Origin of the sequence: Pseudomonas gingeri (genome assembly GCF_013385635.1) — a bacterium.
GTDB classification, from domain to species: Bacteria; Pseudomonadota; Gammaproteobacteria; order Pseudomonadales; family Pseudomonadaceae; genus Aquipseudomonas; species Aquipseudomonas gingeri_A.
Map to the genome: position 1 here is coordinate 37676 of NZ_JACAPR010000008.1, position 15545 is coordinate 53220.

The window sequence follows — 15545 nt, forward strand, 5'->3', positions numbered from 1 at the left end:
CTCGACTACTGCATGGAAACCACAACCGGCCGAGCCGCCGACACACCGTCAAACGCTGCATCGGTCTCGTTCGCAGTGTCCCCACACTGCCTGTCAACGCGCTCGCCACTCTCCCAAACGCCCCCGCAAGCGGGCCGCGCACTGGCTGTGTAACTGGCTGACTCGTGATTCGCTGACCCCCAGTACCTCACCAATTTCCTTGAGGTTCAGCTCCTCGTCGTAGTACAGCGCCAACACCAGTCGCTCACGCTCCGGCAAATTGGCAATCGCATCCGCCAACGCTGCCTGGAAGCGTTCATCCTCCAGGTCGCGTGACGGCTCGAGATGAGCACTCGCGCCATCCTCATGCAGCCCTTCATGCTCGCCGTCCTGTAACAGGTCGTCGAAACTGAACAGTCGGCTGCCCAAGGTATCGTTCAAAATCCCGTAATAATCATCGAGACTCAATTGGAGTTCGGCTGCAACCTCGTGATCTTTAGCGTCACGACCGGTTTTCGCTTCAATTGCCCTGATTGCGTCACTGACCATACGGGTATTGCGGTGTACCGAACGGGGTGCCCAGTCGCCCTTGCGGACCTCATCGAGCATCGCGCCGCGAATCCGGATACCGGCATAGGTCTCGAAACTCGCGCCCTTGCTGGAGTCATATTTGGTCGAAACCTCCAACAGGCCGATCATGCCCGCCTGGATCAGGTCCTCGACCTGGACGCTGGCCGGCAGCCGCGCCAGCAGGTGATAGGCGATCCGCTTGACCAACGGCGCATAACGCTCGATCAACTCATACTGGCTGTCACGCGACGACTTGGAATACATGCGATAGCCGCTGGCAGTCATAGCACTGGTCCCGCACTCGTCTGATGCACCAGACGCTCGACGAAGAACTCCAGATGTCCGCGTGGGTTGGCGGGCAACGGCCAGGTGTCGACCTTCTGGGCAATGGCCTTGAACGCCAGGGCGCATTTCGAACGCGGAAACGCCTCGTAGACCGCACGCTGCTTCTGCACGGCCTTGCGCACGCATTCATCGTAGGGAACGGCCCCGACGTATTGTAGGGCTACATCAAGGAAGCGATCCGTGACCTTGGTCAACTTGGCGAACAGATTGCGCCCTTCCTGCGGGCTCTGGGCCATGTTGGCCAGCACGCGAAAACGATTCATGCCGTAGTCACGGTTGAGCAGCTTGATCAGCGCGTAGGCGTCGGTGATCGAGGTCGGCTCGTCGCAGACCACCAGCAGGACTTCCTGGGCCGCGCGGACAAAACTGACTACTGAGTCACCGATACCCGCAGCGGTGTCGATCACCAGCACATCAAGGTTGTCGCCGATATCGCTGAAGGCCTGGATCAGGCCGGCATGCTGGGCCGGGCTCAGGTGGACCATGCTCTGGGTGCCGGAGGCAGCCGGTACGATACGGATCCCGCCCGGCCCTTGCAGCAGCACATCACGCAGCTCACAACGACCCTCGACCACATCGGCCAGGGTGCGTTTGGGGGTCAACCCCAGTAAAACGTCGACATTTGCCAGCCCCAGATCGGCGTCCAGCAGCATGACCCGCCGGCCAAGCTCAGCCAGTGCCAGGGACAAGTTCACTGACACGTTAGTCTTCCCGACGCCACCCTTGCCGCCGGTCACCGCGATCACCTGTACGGGATGCATGCTGCCCATGTTCTCTTCTTACCTTGTCTTGCTTAGACGGAAGGCCACATAACTGGCTGCGCGCTCCCGGAGGGAACTAATGCCTGGCAGACCATCGATGTAGGTGCATTGCAACGTCTTCATGATTACCTCAACCCACTCGTTTGGACGGGCTGTGGTAGATGTCAGCGAACATATCGGCCATGGCCTCTTCGCTGGGTTCTTCCTGCATTTGCACACTGACTGCGCGGCTCACCAACTGGTGGCGGCGTGGCAAATGCAGATCGTCCGGAATCCTTGGACCATCGGTCAGATAGGCCACCGGCAATTCATGGCTGATGGCCAGGCTCAGCACTTCACCGAGACTCGCCGTTTCATCCAGTTTAGTCAGGATGCAGCCGGCCAGCCCGCAGCGCTTGTAGCTGTGGTAGGCGGCGGTCAGCACCTGTTTCTGGCTGGTCGTGGCCAGGACCAGGTAATTCTTGGCCTTGATCCCGCGTCCGGCCAGGCTTTCCAGTTGCATGCGCAGCGCCGGGTCACTGGCCTGCAGGCCGGCGGTATCGATCAGCACCACACGCTTGCGCAGCAGCGGATCGAGGGCTTGCGCCAGGGATTGGCCCGGGTCGACGTGGGTCACCGGTACATTGAGAATCCGCCCCAGGGTCTTGAGCTGTTCCTGGGCACCGATCCGGAAGCTGTCCATGCTCACCAGGGCAATGTTCTGCGCGCCGTACTTGAGCACGTAGCGCGCCGCCAGCTTGGCCAGCGTGGTGGTCTTGCCCATGCCGGCCGGACCGACCATGGCTATGACCCCACCTTCTTCCAACGGTTCGATCTCGGGCGTAACGATCATCCGCGCCAGGTGCGCCAGCAGCATGCGCCAGGCCTGGCGTGGCTCTTCGATGCCGGTGATCAGTGCCAGCAGGTCGCGCGACAGCGGGCCGGACAGGCCGACACGCTGCAGACGGCGCCAGAGGTTGGCCTGTGCCGGCTGGCTGCCCTGCAACTGGTTCCAGGCCAGGGAGCCGAGCTGGACTTCCAGCAGTTCGCGCAGGCCATTGAGTTCAAAACGCATCGAATCGAAGACCCGCTGATCCACCGCCGGGGCCGCCGCCATGGCAGGCGCCGGGGCCGGACGTCGTGGTTCGTCGAAGGTCGGCTCGATCAGCGGTTCGGCGGCGGTCAGTGGCAGGCCGGCGAACAACTGGCGATTGGTGGTCGTATCGCTCTCGCCTTCGCTGCGCAGGCTCAGTTCGGCCTGGGCGGTGACGATCCGCGACTGGGTCTTGCGCAGCTCGTCCTCGAGCTCCATGTTCGGCACACGCGGCGCCAGGGCCGAGAGCTTGTAGTCCAGGGCAGCCGTCAGCTCGACACCGCCCGCAATCCGGCGGTTGCCGATGATAGCCGCGTCCGAGCCCAGTTCATCACGAACCAGCTTCATGGCCTGACGCATATCGGCGGCGAAAAAACGCTTAACTTGCATAACCCACTACCTCAGCCGTTGGGCCCTACTGTCGCAACGATGGTGACTTGCTTGTTGTCCGGAATTTCCTGGTAGGCCAAGACATGCAGGCTTGGTACCGCCAGGCGGCCGAACCGCGAAAGCATCGCGCGAACCGGACCCGCCACCAGCAGGATCACCGGCTGCCCCTGCATCTCTTGACGCTGGGCGGCATCGATCAGTGAACGCTGCAGTTTTTCAGCCATGCTCGGCTCCAGGAGAACCCCTTCTTCCGAGCCTTGTCCGGCCTTCTGCAGACTATTGAGCAATATTTGTTCCAACCTTGGTTCCAAGGTGATCACAGGCAGCTCGGAGTCAAGCCCTACAATGCTTTGGACGATTGCGCGAGACAAGCCGACGCGCACCGCAGCCACCAAAGCGGCAGTATCTTGACTCTTGGCGGCATTGTTTGCGATGGCTTCGGCAATGCTGCGGATATCGCGTACCGGCACATGTTCGGCGAGTAGGCACTGCAGCACCTTGAGCAGGTGCGACAGGGAAATGATGCCCGGCACCAGCTCTTCGGCCAGCTTCGGCGAGCCCTTGGCCAGCAGTTGCATGAGTTGCTGCACTTCTTCGTGACCGATCAGCTCGCTGGAGTGCTTATAGAGAATCTGGTTGAGGTGCGTCGCCACCACCGTACTGGCATCCACCACCGTGTAGCCCAGGGACTGCGCCTGAGAGCGCTGGCTGATTTCGATCCAGACCGCCTCCAGGCCGAAAGCCGGGTCCTTGGCGGTGATGCCGTTGAGGGTACCGTAGACCTGACCCGGGTTGATCGCCAGCTCGCGATCCGGGTAGATCTCCGCCTCGGCCAGGGTCACACCCATCAGCGTCAGGCGGTAGGCACTGGGCGCCAGGTCGAGGTTGTCACGAATATGCACAGTGGGCATCAGGAAGCCCAGGTCCTGGGACAGCTTCTTGCGCACACCCTTGATCCGCGCCAGCAATTGCCCGCCCTGGTTGCGGTCCACCAGCGGAATCAGGCGATAACCCACTTCCAGGCCGATCATGTCGATCGGAGTGACGTCATCCCAGCCCAGCTCCTTGGTTTCCATGGCGCGGGCCGGCGAAGGCAGCAGTTCCTGCTGGCGCTGGACTTCGGCCAGGGCCTGGACCTTGACCACGTTCTGTTTCTTCCAGAGCAGATAGGCCGCGCCGCCGGCCACCAGGGCCAGGCTGAGGAAGGAAAAATGCGGCATGCCCGGCACCAGCCCCATCACCGCCATCAGGCCGGCGGCCACGCCGAGGGCCTTGGGCGAGGCGAACATCTGCCGGTTGATCTGCTTGCCCATGTCTTCCGAGCCGGAAGCACGGGTCACCATGATGGCTGCTGCTGTAGATAACAACAGTGATGGCAATTGCGCCACTAAACCGTCACCGATGGTCAGCAGGGCGTAGACCTTGCCGGCATCGGCAAATGACATGTTGTGCTGGAAGATACCGACCGCCATGCCGCCGATCAGGTTGATGAACAGGATCAGCAAACCGGCGATGGCGTCACCACGAACGAATTTGCTGGCACCGTCCATGGAGCCGTAGAACTCGGCTTCCTGGGCCACTTCCAGGCGACGCAGCTTGGCTTGTGGCTGATCGATCAGACCGGCGTTGAGGTCGGCGTCGATCGCCATCTGCTTACCCGGCATCGCATCGAGGGTGAAACGCGCGCTCACCTCGGAAATCCGCCCGGCACCCTTGGTCACCACGACGAAGTTGATGATCATCAAGATGGCGAAAACCACGATACCGACCACGTAGTTACCACCGATCACCACCTCGCCGAAGGCCTGGATCACCTTGCCCGCGGCGGCATGGCCGTCCTGGCCGTGGAGCATCACCACCCGGGTGGAGGCCACGTTCAGGGCCAGGCGCAACAGCGTGGCGATCAGCAGGATGGTCGGGAAGACGGCGAAGTCCAGCGGCCTCAGGGCGTAGACGCAGACCAGCAGGACAACGATCGACAAGGCGATGTTAAAGGTGAAGAAGACGTCCAGCAGGAATGCCGGCACCGGCAGCATCATCATCGCCAGCATGACCAACAGCAGCAGCGGCACGCCCAGGTTGCCCCGGCCGAGACCACTCAGGTTACTGCGCGCCGTGTTGATAAATTGAGTGCGATCCACCGGTATTCCTCGTCACCTTGAAGCAAACTTTTGACGCTCAAAGCGTCGCAAAACCTGCTTGTGCAAGAAACCTTCCAACTCTGTCGAAGTGATTGAAAATGCGCGGAACGAGTGGATGATCGCTCCCACGCGCGGCACAGGAACGATCGGCGTGCCGGCAAGACCGGGGAAGCCTTCAGGAATCGCGGCGCAGCTCCGGTGGAATTGGCAGGTTGTCCTTGAGCGGATCCGGCCGCTTGCCCTTGCCCGCGCGGAACTGGCGGATCTGGAAGACATAGGCAAGCACTTGCGCCACCGCCAGGTAGAGCCCCGCCGGAATTTCCTGATCCAGTTCGGTGGAGTAGTAGATCGAACGCGCCAGGGCCGGCGATTCGAGCAGCATGATCTCGTGCTCGACGGCGATCTCGCGGATTTTCAGGGCGATAAAGTCGTTACCCTTGGCCAGCAGCACCGGCGCCCCGCCCTTCTCGGCGTCGTACTTGAGCGCCACGGCGTAGTGGGTCGGGTTGGTGATGACCACATCCGCCTCGGGGATCGCCGCCATCATGCGCCGCTGGGACATCTCGCGCTGCAACTGGCGAATCCGCTGCTTGACCTCCGGTCGGCCTTCCTGGTCCTTGTACTCGTCACGCACTTCCTGCTTGGTCATCAGCAGTTTCTTGTGACTTTCCCAGAGCTGTACCGGCACATCCACCGCGGCAATCAGCAACAGCCCGAGGGACATCCACAAGGCACTCCAGCCCACCACCTGCAGGCTGTGGATAATCGACGACTCCAGGGGCTCATGGGCGATGCGCACCAGATCGTCGATATCCGACGACAACACCGACAGCGCCACCAGCAACACGATGATGAATTTCGCCAGGGCCTTGAGCAGTTCCACAAGAGCCTTGGTCGAAAACATCCGCTTGAGCCCGGCGAGCGGATTCATCCGACTGAACTTGGGCGCCATGCTGCCCGCCGCGAACAACCACCCCCCCAGGGAGATCGGCCCGATAAAGGCCGCCAGCAGCAAGGTCAGCAGGATCGGCTGAACCGCCCAGAGCGCCGTCTTGCCCGACTGCAGGAGGAAGATCGCCATGTAGCGCTGATCAAGCACCACCTCGCGGGACAACGTGAAGTTCAGGCGCATCAGTTCGGCCATGGCCTGGGCCAGCGCGCCACCAAAGACCAGCAATCCACCCGTCCCGGCCAGCATTACCGCCAGGGTATTGAGCTCCTTGGAGCGGGCAATCTCACCCTTCTCACGGGAATCCTTCTTCCTTTTCTCCGTGGGGTCTTCTGTCTTGTCCTGACCGCTCTCGCTCTCTGCCATGGCTCAGGGCGCCCGTATCAGTTGACGTAAAAACTGCAGGGCCTCGACGGCCAGCGGTTGATACTGATTGAGAATATCGCCCAGGCTCACCCAGAGGATGAACATCCCCAACACCAGCGTCAGCGGGAAACCGATGGAGAAGATGTTCAACTGTGGCGCGGCGCGGGTCATGATGCCAAAGGCCACGTTGACCACCAGCAAGGCGGTGATCGCCGGCAGCACCAGCATCAGCGCGGCACCCAGGACCCAACCGAGCTTGCCGGCAATTGCCCACAAGTCCGTGGTCGACAGCCCGCTGCCGACCGGGAAAGTAGTGAAGCTCTCGGTCAATACCTCGAACACCACCAGATGACCGTTCATCGCCAGGAACATCAGCGTCACCAGCATGGTGAAGAACTGCCCGATCACCGCACTGGAGACACCGTTGATCGGATCGACCATGGACGCGAAGCCCATGCCCATCTGCACCGCGACAATCTGTCCGGCGACCACGAAGGCCTGGAAGAACAACTGCAGGGAGAAACCGAGCAGGGCACCGAAGATGATCTGCTCGGCGATCAGCATCAACCCGCTGAGATCCAGCGGATGCACCTCGGGCATCGGCGGCAGCCCCGGCGCGATCACCACGGTGATGGCAAAGATGAAATACAGCCGCACCCGCCGCGGCACCAGGGTGGTCCCGAAGATCGGCATGGTCATGATCACCGCGCCGACCCGGAACATCGGCAGCATGAAACTGGCGACCCAGGTGCTGATCTGCGTATCGGTCAGCGCGAGCAGCGACATGTCAGCCGATGACCTGCGGGATACTGCCGTAGAGCGACAGGATGTATTCCATGAATTTCTGTATCAGCCAGGGACCCGCAACGATCAGGGTGATCAGCATCACCAGCAGGCGCGGGAGAAAACCCAGGGTCTGTTCGTTGATCTGCGTGGCGGCCTGGAACATCGCCACCAGCAGGCCGATGAGCAGGGTCGGAACCACCAGCACGGTGACCATCAGCGTGGTCAGCCAGAGGGCATCGCGAAAGATGTCAATTGCAACTTCAGGCGTCATGGCGCACTACTCGTGAAGGTTCTAGACACCACCAAAACTGCTCGCCAGGGTACCGATGATCAGCGCCCAGCCATCCACCAGCACGAACAGCATGATCTTGAACGGCAGGGAAATAATCAGCGGCGACAGCATCATCATCCCCATCGCCATCAACACACTGGCGATCACCAGGTCGATGACCAGGAACGGAATGAAGATCATGAAACCGATCTGGAACGCGGTCTTCAGTTCGGAAGTGACGAAGGCCGGCACGATAATGGTCAGCGGCGCCTGGTCGGGCGTGGCGATGTCGGTACGCTTGGACAAGCGCATGAACAACTCCAGGTCACTGCTGCGGGTCTGCGCCAGCATGAAGTCCTTGAGTGGCCCCTGGGCCTTGAGCACCGCGTCCTGGGCCGTGAGCTTCTCGGCCAGGTAGGGCTGCAGGGCATCCTGGTTCACCTTGTCGAAGACCGGCGCCATGATGAACAGGGTCAGGAACATCGCCATGCCGGTCAGAATCTGGTTCGACGGCGTCTGCTGCAAGCCCAGGGCCTGGCGCAGGATCGAAAAGACGATGATGATCCGGGTAAAGCTGGTCATCAGGATGACGAACGCCGGGATAAAACTCAGCGCCGTCATGATCAGCAGGATCTGCAGGCTGACCGAGTACTCCTGCTGCCCGTTGGCCCCGGTACCGAGGGTGATGGCCGGGATCGACAGCGGATCGGCGCCGAACGCCAGTGGCGCGGCCAGCACCAGCGTCAGGGCGAGGATAAAACGCAACGCAGCCATCACTTCTTGTCCTTACCCAGCAATTCCATCAGGCGTTGAGCGAACTCCGGAGGCGCCGGCTCGCCACTCGGGACCTGGACCGGCTCCTTGAGCACATGCAACGGCGTTATGGTGCCTGGTGTCAGGCCAAGCAGGATCTGCTCGTTGCCGACCTGCACCAGCACCAAACGATCACGCGGCCCGAGGGCGCGGGAGCCGATCAACTCGATCACCTGCCCCTTTTTGCCCGCCGGCCCCGCCTGCTGCACACGACGCAACAGCCAGGCCAGGGCAAAGATGATCCCCAGCACCAGCAGCAAGCCCAACACCAGTTGCGTCAGCTGCCCGGCCATGCCACCGCCGATCGCCGGTGCAGCCGCGGTCGCCGCCGCCACGGTCGTAGCCACGGGCTCAGCCGCCAGTACACTGAACGGCAACAGCAGGAGACCGCCGAGGAGCCTGCTCATTCAGCGCAACTTCTTGATGCGTTCGCTCGGGCTGATCACGTCCGTCAGACGGATACCGAACTTTTCGTTGACCACCACCACTTCACCGTGGGCAATCAGCGTGCCGTTGACCAGCACATCCAACGGCTCGCCGGCCAGGCGATCGAGTTCGATCACCGACCCCTGGTTCAGTTGCAGGAGGTTGCGGATATTGATATCGGTGCTGCCGACTTCCATGGAAATCGACACCGGGATATCCAGGATCACGTCCAGGTTCGGACCGTCGAGGGTCACCGGCTCGTGGCTCTTCGGCACACTGCCGAATTCTTCCATCGGCAGGCGGTTGGAGCTCGGCGCGGTACCGGCATCGGCCGCCAGCAGGGCGTCGATATCGTCCTGGCCGGTTTCGCCGGACTCTTCCAGGGCAGCCGCCCACTCGTCAGCCAGGGCCTGGTCGTCAGTCATATCGTGTTCGTCAGCCATCAGTTGTCCTCGGCGGGCAGAAAATCAGTTAACACAGCTCATTCCTTGATCGACCCGCTCAACGGCGTTCGATCGGCTCAATCACTTGCAATGCCAGGTTGCCCTTGTGGGAACCGAGCTTGACCTTGAACGACGGCACGCCGTTGGCGCGCATGACCATGTCCTCGGGCAACTCCACCGGAATCACGTCGCCCGGCTGCATGTGCAGGATGTCCCGCAGGCGCAGTTGACGACGCGCCACCGTGGCGCTGAGCGGTACCGCCACGTCCAGCACGTCTTCACGCAGGGCCTTGACCCAGCGCTCGTCCTGGTCGTCGAGGTCCGACTGGAAACCGGCGTCGAGCATTTCCCGTACCGGCTCGATCATCGAGTACGGCATGGTCACGTGCAGGTCGCCGCCACCGCCGTCGAGCTCGATATGGAAGGTCGAGACCACCACCGCTTCGCTCGGGCCGACGATGTTGGCCATGGCCGGGTTCACTTCCGAGTTGATGTACTCGAAATTGACTTCCATGATCGCCTGCCAGGCTTCCTTCAAGTCGATGAAGGCCTGCTCCAGCACCATGCGCACCACACGCAGCTCGGTCGGAGTGAATTCGCGCCCCTCGATCTTGGCGTGACGACCGTCCCCGCCGAAGAAGTTGTCCACCAGCTTGAACACCAGCTTGGCGTCGAGGATAAACAGGGCGGTGCCACGCAGCGGCTTGATCTTGACCAGGTTGAGACTGGTCGGCACATACAGCGAGTGCACGTATTCGCCGAACTTCATCACCTGCACCCCGCCCACCGCCACATCGGCGGAGCGACGCAACATGTTGAACATGCTGATACGGGTATAGCGGGCAAAACGCTCGTTGATCATCTCCAGGGTCGGCATGCGTCCACGGACGATGCGATCCTGGCTGGTCAGGTCGTAGCTTTTGACGCTGCCGGGTTCGGCGGCGTTTTCGGTCTGTACCAGACCGTCATCGACACCATGCAAGAGGGCATCGATCTCATCCTGGGACAGCAGGTCTTGCACGGCCATGTCGTGATCCTACTGCAGTACGTAGTTAGTGAAGAGCAACTGTTCGACCACCACCTTGCCAACTTCCTTCTGCGCCACTTCCTGCACGCTGGCAGTGGCTTTCTGGCGCAGCAACTCCTGGCCGACCGGGGTAGCCAGGGTTTCGTAGGTCTGTCCGGAGAACAGCATCACCAGGTTGTTGCGGATCACCGGCATATGGACCTTCAGGGCTTCCAGGTCGGCCTGGTTGCGCGCCATCATGCTGATGCTCACCTGCATGTAGCGCTGGCGGCCGTTGGCATCCTTGAAGTTGGCGACAAAGGCCGGCGCCATCGATTCGTAGATCGCCGGCTGCTTGGTCGCGCTGGCCTCGGCCGGTGCCGGGGCGGGCTTGCTCTGGGCGCTGTGCATGAAGTACCAGGTCGCTCCCACGGAGAGCCCGATCGCCAGCAGCAAAGCCACCACGATCACGATAATCAGCTTGAGTTTGCCTTTCCCGCCAGGTTCTTTTACCGCTGCTGCTTCGCTCTTCGCCATGCCAATAATCCGTCACTATTCGGTTTTTCACAGTCGCACGGCAAGGCTGGAGCAAGTGTTATGCCAGAGTTGGCGCAGAGGGGAAGGAAAGCACGGCGCGGATGGGCTGAAAGAGATCGTGCAGGAGTGGGCTTACCCACGACGAGCTCCCCTGGGGCTGCCAAAAGCTTCGGGGGCAAGCCCCCTCCCACATCAGGCACAGCCCCCAAATAAGCACCAGACCCGCCATAGGCGATCAGGCGTAGTAGTCGACCGCGCTGGAGCCCACCACGACACTGGCGCTGGTGGCTGCCGCCTCGGTCGCGGCGGCAATGGCGATATCGTCGTCGCCGCCATCCAGGCGACCACCACCACCGTTGTTGCTACCCTTCTGGGCCTGCTGCTGTTGCTGTTGCGGATCCTGGCCCTGGCCGGTCCAGCCACGCGACTGGTCGGAGACGCTGACATCGGCCTGCCCCAGACCCTGCTGCTGGAGCATGTCGCGCAGGCGGAACATATTGCTTTCCAGCGCATCACGCACGCCGGCATGACCACTGACGAAGCTGATCTGCGTCGCCTGGTCGGCGGACATGTTGACCTTGATGTCCAATCGCCCCAGTTCGGCCGGTTCCAGTTGGATATCGGCGGACTTGATGCTGGCACTCGACAGGTACATGACCCGGTTGACCACTTCCTCGGTCCAGCCGCTCTGATGCATGGCCAGCGGCTGGTTGACCGGCAGCGCATTCGCGGTTTTCGGTACCGCGGCCTGGGTCAGCGCCGCCAGGCGATTGGCGAAGTCATCGACCCGGGTGTCACTGGAGGCGCCTTTCAGATCTTTCAAGCCGTCTTCGATCAAGCCCTTGAAGGATTTTTCGCCGCCCTGCTCGGTGGTGCCGGCATCGGTTTTCTGATCCACCAGCACTGCCACGCTGGCGTTCTGATTAAGGGCCTGATTCGGGTCCGTATCGTTATTGCTGGTGGTTTTAGTGGTCGGCTGGCTGGTAGTCGACACATGACCACCCTGCTCCATCGCCAGACGCACGGCAGGCAGGTTATCCAACGGATCGGAATTCGGATCGAAATCACTGTCGCTGGCCGGCGGTGTCGCCGCTGCCTGTACTGGCGCGGCGGTCACTGCGGCCGCCAGCGGCGCCTCGATCACCGGTTGCTGCGCGGGCGCCACTGCCGGCGGCGCCTCAGGAACCGGCGCCGGTGGCGTGACAGCAGCCTGGATCAGCGCCGGGTCAAGGGTCGGATCCACCGGCGTGGCATCCGCCACCGGCGTATCGCTGGCGCTGTCCTTGTCCTTGTCGTCAGCCGTGGCCTGGTCGTCACCGGCCTTTGTCGTGGTGTCGCTGCTGGTGGTTTTATCGGCAGGCAAGGAATTGCCGCTATCGGCAACCGCGGGCTTTGCCGCGTCACCCTTGTTACTGGCAACCACATCCTTTTTCGCCGATACCGCGGGGGTAGTGTCGCGGGTCGATTTGACCGGACTGTCAGCCGCCTTTACCGATTTGCTCTGGTTGTTCTGGCTGCTCTGGTAGACCTGGGCAAAGCTGGAAGCATTGTCCTTGGGCTGCGCAACCGGTGCCGGCGGATTGCTCGCAAGGTCCGCCTTGGGTTTGGCCGCAGCGGTGGCCTGAAGAAGAGAATTGGGAGCGAGGGGCATAACACAGTCTCCGCTGCACAGGGATCGTAAAGTCAATGCAGGGAGTGATAGCAAGGTTCGGGCCAGTTCGCCCGAATCACCACGAGGGTTATTGCTTGACCGGGAAACGTTCGCGCTCGCGAGCGTACAGATGGCGCACATGCTCGTACTCGCGGTCGATCCGCCCGACCAGATCCTCGATTCCGGTCAGCGGCAGTTGCGCGGCCCGCTCTTCCAGTTGCCGGCAAAGATCGGCCAGGTGAAAGGCGCCCATATTGCTGCTGCTGCCCTTGAAGCTGTGGGCCGCCAGACCCAGTTCTATCGCGTTGCTGGCCTGATGCAACTGCCCGAGGCGTTTTTCCGAATCGTTGAGAAAGGTATCCAGCAACAGTGGATACTCATCCTCCATGACTTCCTGCAATGCGCCGAGCACATCGTAGTCAAGGTGCTTTTCCTGATTGCCGTCCACGAGTTCACTCCTTGATCAACACCTGCAAATTATGCCTGAGCCTCCCACGAAAACTCCACGTGGGCACGCCGGCCGTCATTCGACCAACGGGCACAGTGACTGAGTTGCCGGACCAGGCCGACCCCTCGTCCCGATAACCGATCGACTTCCAACGGGCGCGCCATGACCCGCCCGACGTCAAACCCGGCACCACTGTCCTCGACCTCGATGCACAATCGCCCGCCCTTGCCTTCAGGGATCACCTTCAGGCTCACGCGAACGAAACCTTCCCGCAAGTCGAGCAGACGCCGATTGCGCTGCTCATAGTATTGCGCAAATCCGCGAACATCGCGCTTGAGGCTTGAATCCAGGCCCAGGACACCATGTTCCAGGGCATTGGAATAAAGCTCGGCCAGCACGCTGTACAGCGCCCCGCTGTGGGCTCGCAAGCCATGTACTTCCATCAGCAACTGCAGCAGGTAGGGCAACGGATTGAAGCGCCGCAGCGTCGCCGCACGGAACTCGAAGTCCACTGACCAGTCCAGCGGACAGGACTCGCCACTGTCGGAGTAGACCATGGTCGCCGGCAACGCCTGCCCCGGCGCGGGCAGACTGATCTCGACCATGCTGATATCGTCACGCGCCTCGCCGCCGAAGCGCGCCAGCGCCTGCTGGATCTCCTCGAACAGGCTATCCGGATCGCGGTTGCTCTCGAATACCTGATGCAGGCGCTCGACACCGAATAACTGCTCATCGCGATTACAAGTATCGATCACCCCGTCGGACAGCAGGAAAACCCGATCGCCCCGGGTCATGGGGTAGACATCGGTGTGATCGTCGAACGCCTCGGCCCCCAGTACCCCCAACGGCAAATGCCGCGCCACCAGGGGACGCCGCTCGCCCGAGGCGATATCGTGCAGGTAGCCATCGGGCATGCCGCCGTTCCAGACTTCGACCACCTGCCGCTGCGGACTCAGGCGCAGGAAGGTGGCGCAACAGAACATGTCCACCGGCAGGATGCGCTTGAGCTTGGCGTTCATCTCCCGCAGGGTTTCCGGCAGGCCGTAGCCCTTGGCGGTCATGCCGTAGAAGACTTCCGCCAACGGCATCGCACCGACGGCGGCGGGCAGGCCATGCCCGGTAAAGTCGCCGAGCAGGACATGCATGTCCCCGCCCGGGGTATGGGCCGCCAGCAGCAGGTCACCGTTGAACAACGCATAGGGCGATTGCAGGTAACGGATGTTCGGCGCCCGCAGGCACCCGGAATGCGCCACCTTGTCGAACACCGCCTTGGCCACCCGCTGCTCGTTGAGCAGGTAGTCGTGGTGCCGGGCGATCAGGTCGCGTTGCTGCAATACCGTGGCCTGCAGGCGCCGCAGACGATCCATCGCCTTGATCTTGGCACCGAGAATGACCTGGTTGTAGGGTTTTGCCAGAAAATCGTCACCGCCTGCTTCCAGGCAACGGACCAGGGCGTCGCTTTCACTCAGGGAGGTGAGAAAGATGATCGGCACCAGCGATTCGCCGGCCAGCGCCTTGATCTGCCGTGCCGCCTCAAAGCCGTCCATCACCGGCATCAGCGCATCCATCAGCACCAGCTGGGGCCGCTGCGCCCTGAACACCTCGACCGCCTCGGCACCGTTGCTGGCAGTCAGGACTGCATGCCCCTGGCGCCGTACGATACTCGACAGCAGCAGCCGATCCGCCGCCCCGTCCTCGGCGATCAGCACCGTCAGCGACTCCTCGGCCGTTTGCATGATGCTCAAGTGATGTCGAAGAGCTTGTCGAAATTAGAAATGGCGAGGATCTTGCGTACATCCGTGTTGCTGTTGATCACCCGGATATGGGCATCGTCGCCGCCGGCGTGGTCGCGCAGCAGCAGGAGCATACCCAGGGCCGAACTGTCGAGATAGGTCGTATCGACCAGATCGACGATAACCGACTCGGGTCGGGTGTCGACCCGCTCGTAGGATTCGCGAAATTCCTGGTGCTTGCCGAAGTCAAAGCGCCCCTTGACCGAAATCGTCAACTTCCTGCCGTTGTCTGTTACTGCCGACTCTACAGCCATGATCCAGCTTCCTTGTCAGTGGCGATGTGTACAAGGTGTAGCACCCCGCTGACAGCAGGGCAACCGGGAGCGTCAAAATACCTGCGATTCAATAGGGACTCTGCCGCGGCAGGCGCTGGGACAGCTCATCCAGCAGTTTCTGTTCACGTTTGTCTTCCAACTGGCGGGCCTCGTCGATGTAGCGCTGCACCAGCTTGCGCAAGCCCTCGACGCGGGTAAAGGCTTCCTGCCAGGCAACCCGCCCCTTGTCGAGGTTGTTCTGGTGCCAGGCCAGGCTTTGCCGTTGCTGGGCAACGGCGGTATCCAACTGACTGAGAAACTGCTGGTAGCCCAGCAACCACTGGCTGGAAACACCGTGCCGGCCACGTTCGATCCATTGTTCCTGGTATTGCAGGCGAAATCCTTCGAGGTCGGCCAACTTGCTTTGCGCCAGCCGCACCTGCCCCTGGAAATACCCCAGGCGCTGGACAGCGGTACGCTCGGTGCTTTCGGCCATCTCGACCACCGGCGCCAGCCGCGCGGCACGACTCTGGGCCATGGCCGG

17 protein-coding genes are annotated in these 15545 nt (G+C 61.8%); all 17 read right to left on the minus strand.

Annotated elements, in window-relative coordinates; all coding sequences use genetic code 11:
- Nucleotides 1-93: 93 nt before the first annotated feature.
- The 17 genes from fliA to fliJ all read right to left on the minus strand — a co-directional run bounded on the left by fliA (nucleotide 94) and on the right by fliJ (nucleotide 15539).
- On the minus strand, nucleotides 94-834 hold the full coding sequence (gene fliA / locus HX851_RS36455; RefSeq protein WP_017124408.1) for an RNA polymerase sigma factor FliA: 741 nt from the start codon (nucleotides 832-834) through the stop codon (nucleotides 94-96).
- Nucleotides 831-1664, minus strand: coding sequence for a flagellar synthesis regulator FleN (fleN, locus tag HX851_RS36460; protein WP_017124409.1), 834 nt, complete (start codon nucleotides 1662-1664; stop codon nucleotides 831-833). The genes fliA and fleN overlap by 4 nt, the downstream gene beginning before the upstream one ends.
- 121 nt (nucleotides 1665-1785) lie before the next feature.
- On the minus strand, nucleotides 1786-3117 hold the full coding sequence (flhF, locus tag HX851_RS36465) for a flagellar biosynthesis GTPase FlhF (RefSeq protein WP_177060425.1): 1332 nt from the start codon (nucleotides 3115-3117) through the stop codon (nucleotides 1786-1788).
- 11 nt (nucleotides 3118-3128) lie between these two features.
- Entirely contained in the window at nucleotides 3129-5258 is a 2130-nt protein-coding gene (gene flhA, locus HX851_RS36470; protein WP_177060424.1) for a flagellar biosynthesis protein FlhA, read from the minus strand.
- Between the two features lie 175 nt (nucleotides 5259-5433).
- Nucleotides 5434-6573, minus strand: coding sequence for a flagellar biosynthesis protein FlhB (gene flhB / locus HX851_RS36475; RefSeq protein ID WP_177060423.1), 1140 nt, complete (start codon nucleotides 6571-6573; stop codon nucleotides 5434-5436).
- 3 nt (nucleotides 6574-6576) lie between these two features.
- Nucleotides 6577-7359: a flagellar biosynthetic protein FliR gene (fliR, locus tag HX851_RS36480; protein WP_177060422.1), complete on the minus strand. Its 783-nt coding sequence runs from the start codon at nucleotides 7357-7359 to the stop codon at nucleotides 6577-6579.
- A 1-nt stretch (nucleotide 7360) separates the two neighbouring features.
- Nucleotides 7361-7630: a flagellar biosynthetic protein FliQ gene (locus HX851_RS36485; RefSeq protein WP_177064841.1), complete on the minus strand. Its 270-nt coding sequence runs from the start codon at nucleotides 7628-7630 to the stop codon at nucleotides 7361-7363.
- A 21-nt stretch (nucleotides 7631-7651) separates the two neighbouring features.
- A complete protein-coding gene (fliP, locus tag HX851_RS36490; protein ID WP_177060420.1) occupies nucleotides 7652-8404 on the minus strand; it encodes a flagellar type III secretion system pore protein FliP in 753 nt (250 codons plus the stop codon).
- The gene (gene fliO, locus HX851_RS36495; protein WP_177060409.1) at nucleotides 8404-8850 is read right to left on the minus strand and encodes a flagellar biosynthetic protein FliO; all 447 of its coding nucleotides are present in this window, start codon (nucleotides 8848-8850) and stop codon (nucleotides 8404-8406) included. The genes fliP and fliO overlap by 1 nt, the downstream gene beginning before the upstream one ends.
- Complete coding sequence (gene fliN, locus HX851_RS36500; protein ID WP_017124416.1) at nucleotides 8851-9312, minus strand: flagellar motor switch protein FliN; 462 nt, start codon at nucleotides 9310-9312, stop codon at nucleotides 8851-8853.
- A gap of 58 nt (nucleotides 9313-9370) precedes the next feature.
- Nucleotides 9371-10339 carry a flagellar motor switch protein FliM gene (fliM, locus tag HX851_RS36505; protein ID WP_017124417.1) on the minus strand — a complete coding sequence of 323 codons (969 nt, stop codon included), beginning with the start codon at nucleotides 10337-10339 and terminating at the stop codon, nucleotides 9371-9373.
- Between the two features lie 9 nt (nucleotides 10340-10348).
- On the minus strand, nucleotides 10349-10855 hold the full coding sequence (fliL, locus tag HX851_RS36510; protein WP_177060407.1) for a flagellar basal body-associated protein FliL: 507 nt from the start codon (nucleotides 10853-10855) through the stop codon (nucleotides 10349-10351).
- 235 nt (nucleotides 10856-11090) lie between these two features.
- Nucleotides 11091-12506: a flagellar hook-length control protein FliK gene (locus HX851_RS36515; RefSeq protein ID WP_177064839.1), complete on the minus strand. Its 1416-nt coding sequence runs from the start codon at nucleotides 12504-12506 to the stop codon at nucleotides 11091-11093.
- A gap of 88 nt (nucleotides 12507-12594) precedes the next feature.
- Nucleotides 12595-12894 carry an Hpt domain-containing protein gene (locus tag HX851_RS36520; RefSeq protein WP_177064878.1) on the minus strand — a complete coding sequence of 100 codons (300 nt, stop codon included), beginning with the start codon at nucleotides 12892-12894 and terminating at the stop codon, nucleotides 12595-12597.
- 89 nt (nucleotides 12895-12983) lie between these two features.
- Nucleotides 12984-14690 carry an ATP-binding SpoIIE family protein phosphatase gene (locus HX851_RS36525; protein WP_177064837.1) on the minus strand — a complete coding sequence of 569 codons (1707 nt, stop codon included), beginning with the start codon at nucleotides 14688-14690 and terminating at the stop codon, nucleotides 12984-12986.
- A gap of 5 nt (nucleotides 14691-14695) precedes the next feature.
- Complete coding sequence (locus HX851_RS36530) at nucleotides 14696-15001, minus strand: STAS domain-containing protein (protein WP_177064835.1); 306 nt, start codon at nucleotides 14999-15001, stop codon at nucleotides 14696-14698.
- A gap of 88 nt (nucleotides 15002-15089) precedes the next feature.
- A complete protein-coding gene (gene fliJ / locus HX851_RS36535) occupies nucleotides 15090-15539 on the minus strand; it encodes a flagellar export protein FliJ (protein WP_177060399.1) in 450 nt (149 codons plus the stop codon).
- Nucleotides 15540-15545: the final 6 nt, after the last annotated feature.

Bases quoted from the DNA above. Each gene is read 5' to 3' on its own strand.
- HX851_RS36530 (WP_177064835.1), bottom strand. From the start codon at position 15,001: ATGGCTGTAGAGTCGGCAGTAACAGACAACGGCAGGAAGTTGACGATT.
- fleN (WP_017124409.1), bottom strand. From the start codon at position 1,664: ATGGGCAGCATGCATCCCGTACAGGTGATCGCGGTGACCGGCGGCAAG.
- flhB (WP_177060423.1), bottom strand. From the start codon at position 6,573: ATGGCAGAGAGCGAGAGCGGTCAGGACAAGACAGAAGACCCCACGGAG.
- HX851_RS36525 (WP_177064837.1), bottom strand. From the start codon at position 14,690: ATGCAAACGGCCGAGGAGTCGCTGACGGTGCTGATCGCCGAGGACGGG.
- fliA (WP_017124408.1), bottom strand. From the start codon at position 834: ATGACTGCCAGCGGCTATCGCATGTATTCCAAGTCGTCGCGTGACAGC.
- fliM (WP_017124417.1), bottom strand. From the start codon at position 10,339: ATGGCCGTGCAAGACCTGCTGTCCCAGGATGAGATCGATGCCCTCTTG.
- HX851_RS36485 (WP_177064841.1), bottom strand. From the start codon at position 7,630: ATGACGCCTGAAGTTGCAATTGACATCTTTCGCGATGCCCTCTGGCTG.
- fliL (WP_177060407.1), bottom strand. From the start codon at position 10,855: ATGGCGAAGAGCGAAGCAGCAGCGGTAAAAGAACCTGGCGGGAAAGGC.
- fliO (WP_177060409.1), bottom strand. From the start codon at position 8,850: ATGAGCAGGCTCCTCGGCGGTCTCCTGCTGTTGCCGTTCAGTGTACTG.
- fliP (WP_177060420.1), bottom strand. From the start codon at position 8,404: ATGGCTGCGTTGCGTTTTATCCTCGCCCTGACGCTGGTGCTGGCCGCG.
- fliJ (WP_177060399.1), bottom strand. From the start codon at position 15,539: ATGGCCCAGAGTCGTGCCGCGCGGCTGGCGCCGGTGGTCGAGATGGCC.
- flhF (WP_177060425.1), bottom strand. From the start codon at position 3,117: ATGCAAGTTAAGCGTTTTTTCGCCGCCGATATGCGTCAGGCCATGAAG.
- fliN (WP_017124416.1), bottom strand. From the start codon at position 9,312: ATGGCTGACGAACACGATATGACTGACGACCAGGCCCTGGCTGACGAG.
- HX851_RS36515 (WP_177064839.1), bottom strand. From the start codon at position 12,506: ATGCCCCTCGCTCCCAATTCTCTTCTTCAGGCCACCGCTGCGGCCAAA.
- fliR (WP_177060422.1), bottom strand. From the start codon at position 7,359: ATGTCGCTGCTCGCGCTGACCGATACGCAGATCAGCACCTGGGTCGCC.
- HX851_RS36520 (WP_177064878.1), bottom strand. From the start codon at position 12,894: ATGGAGGATGAGTATCCACTGTTGCTGGATACCTTTCTCAACGATTCG.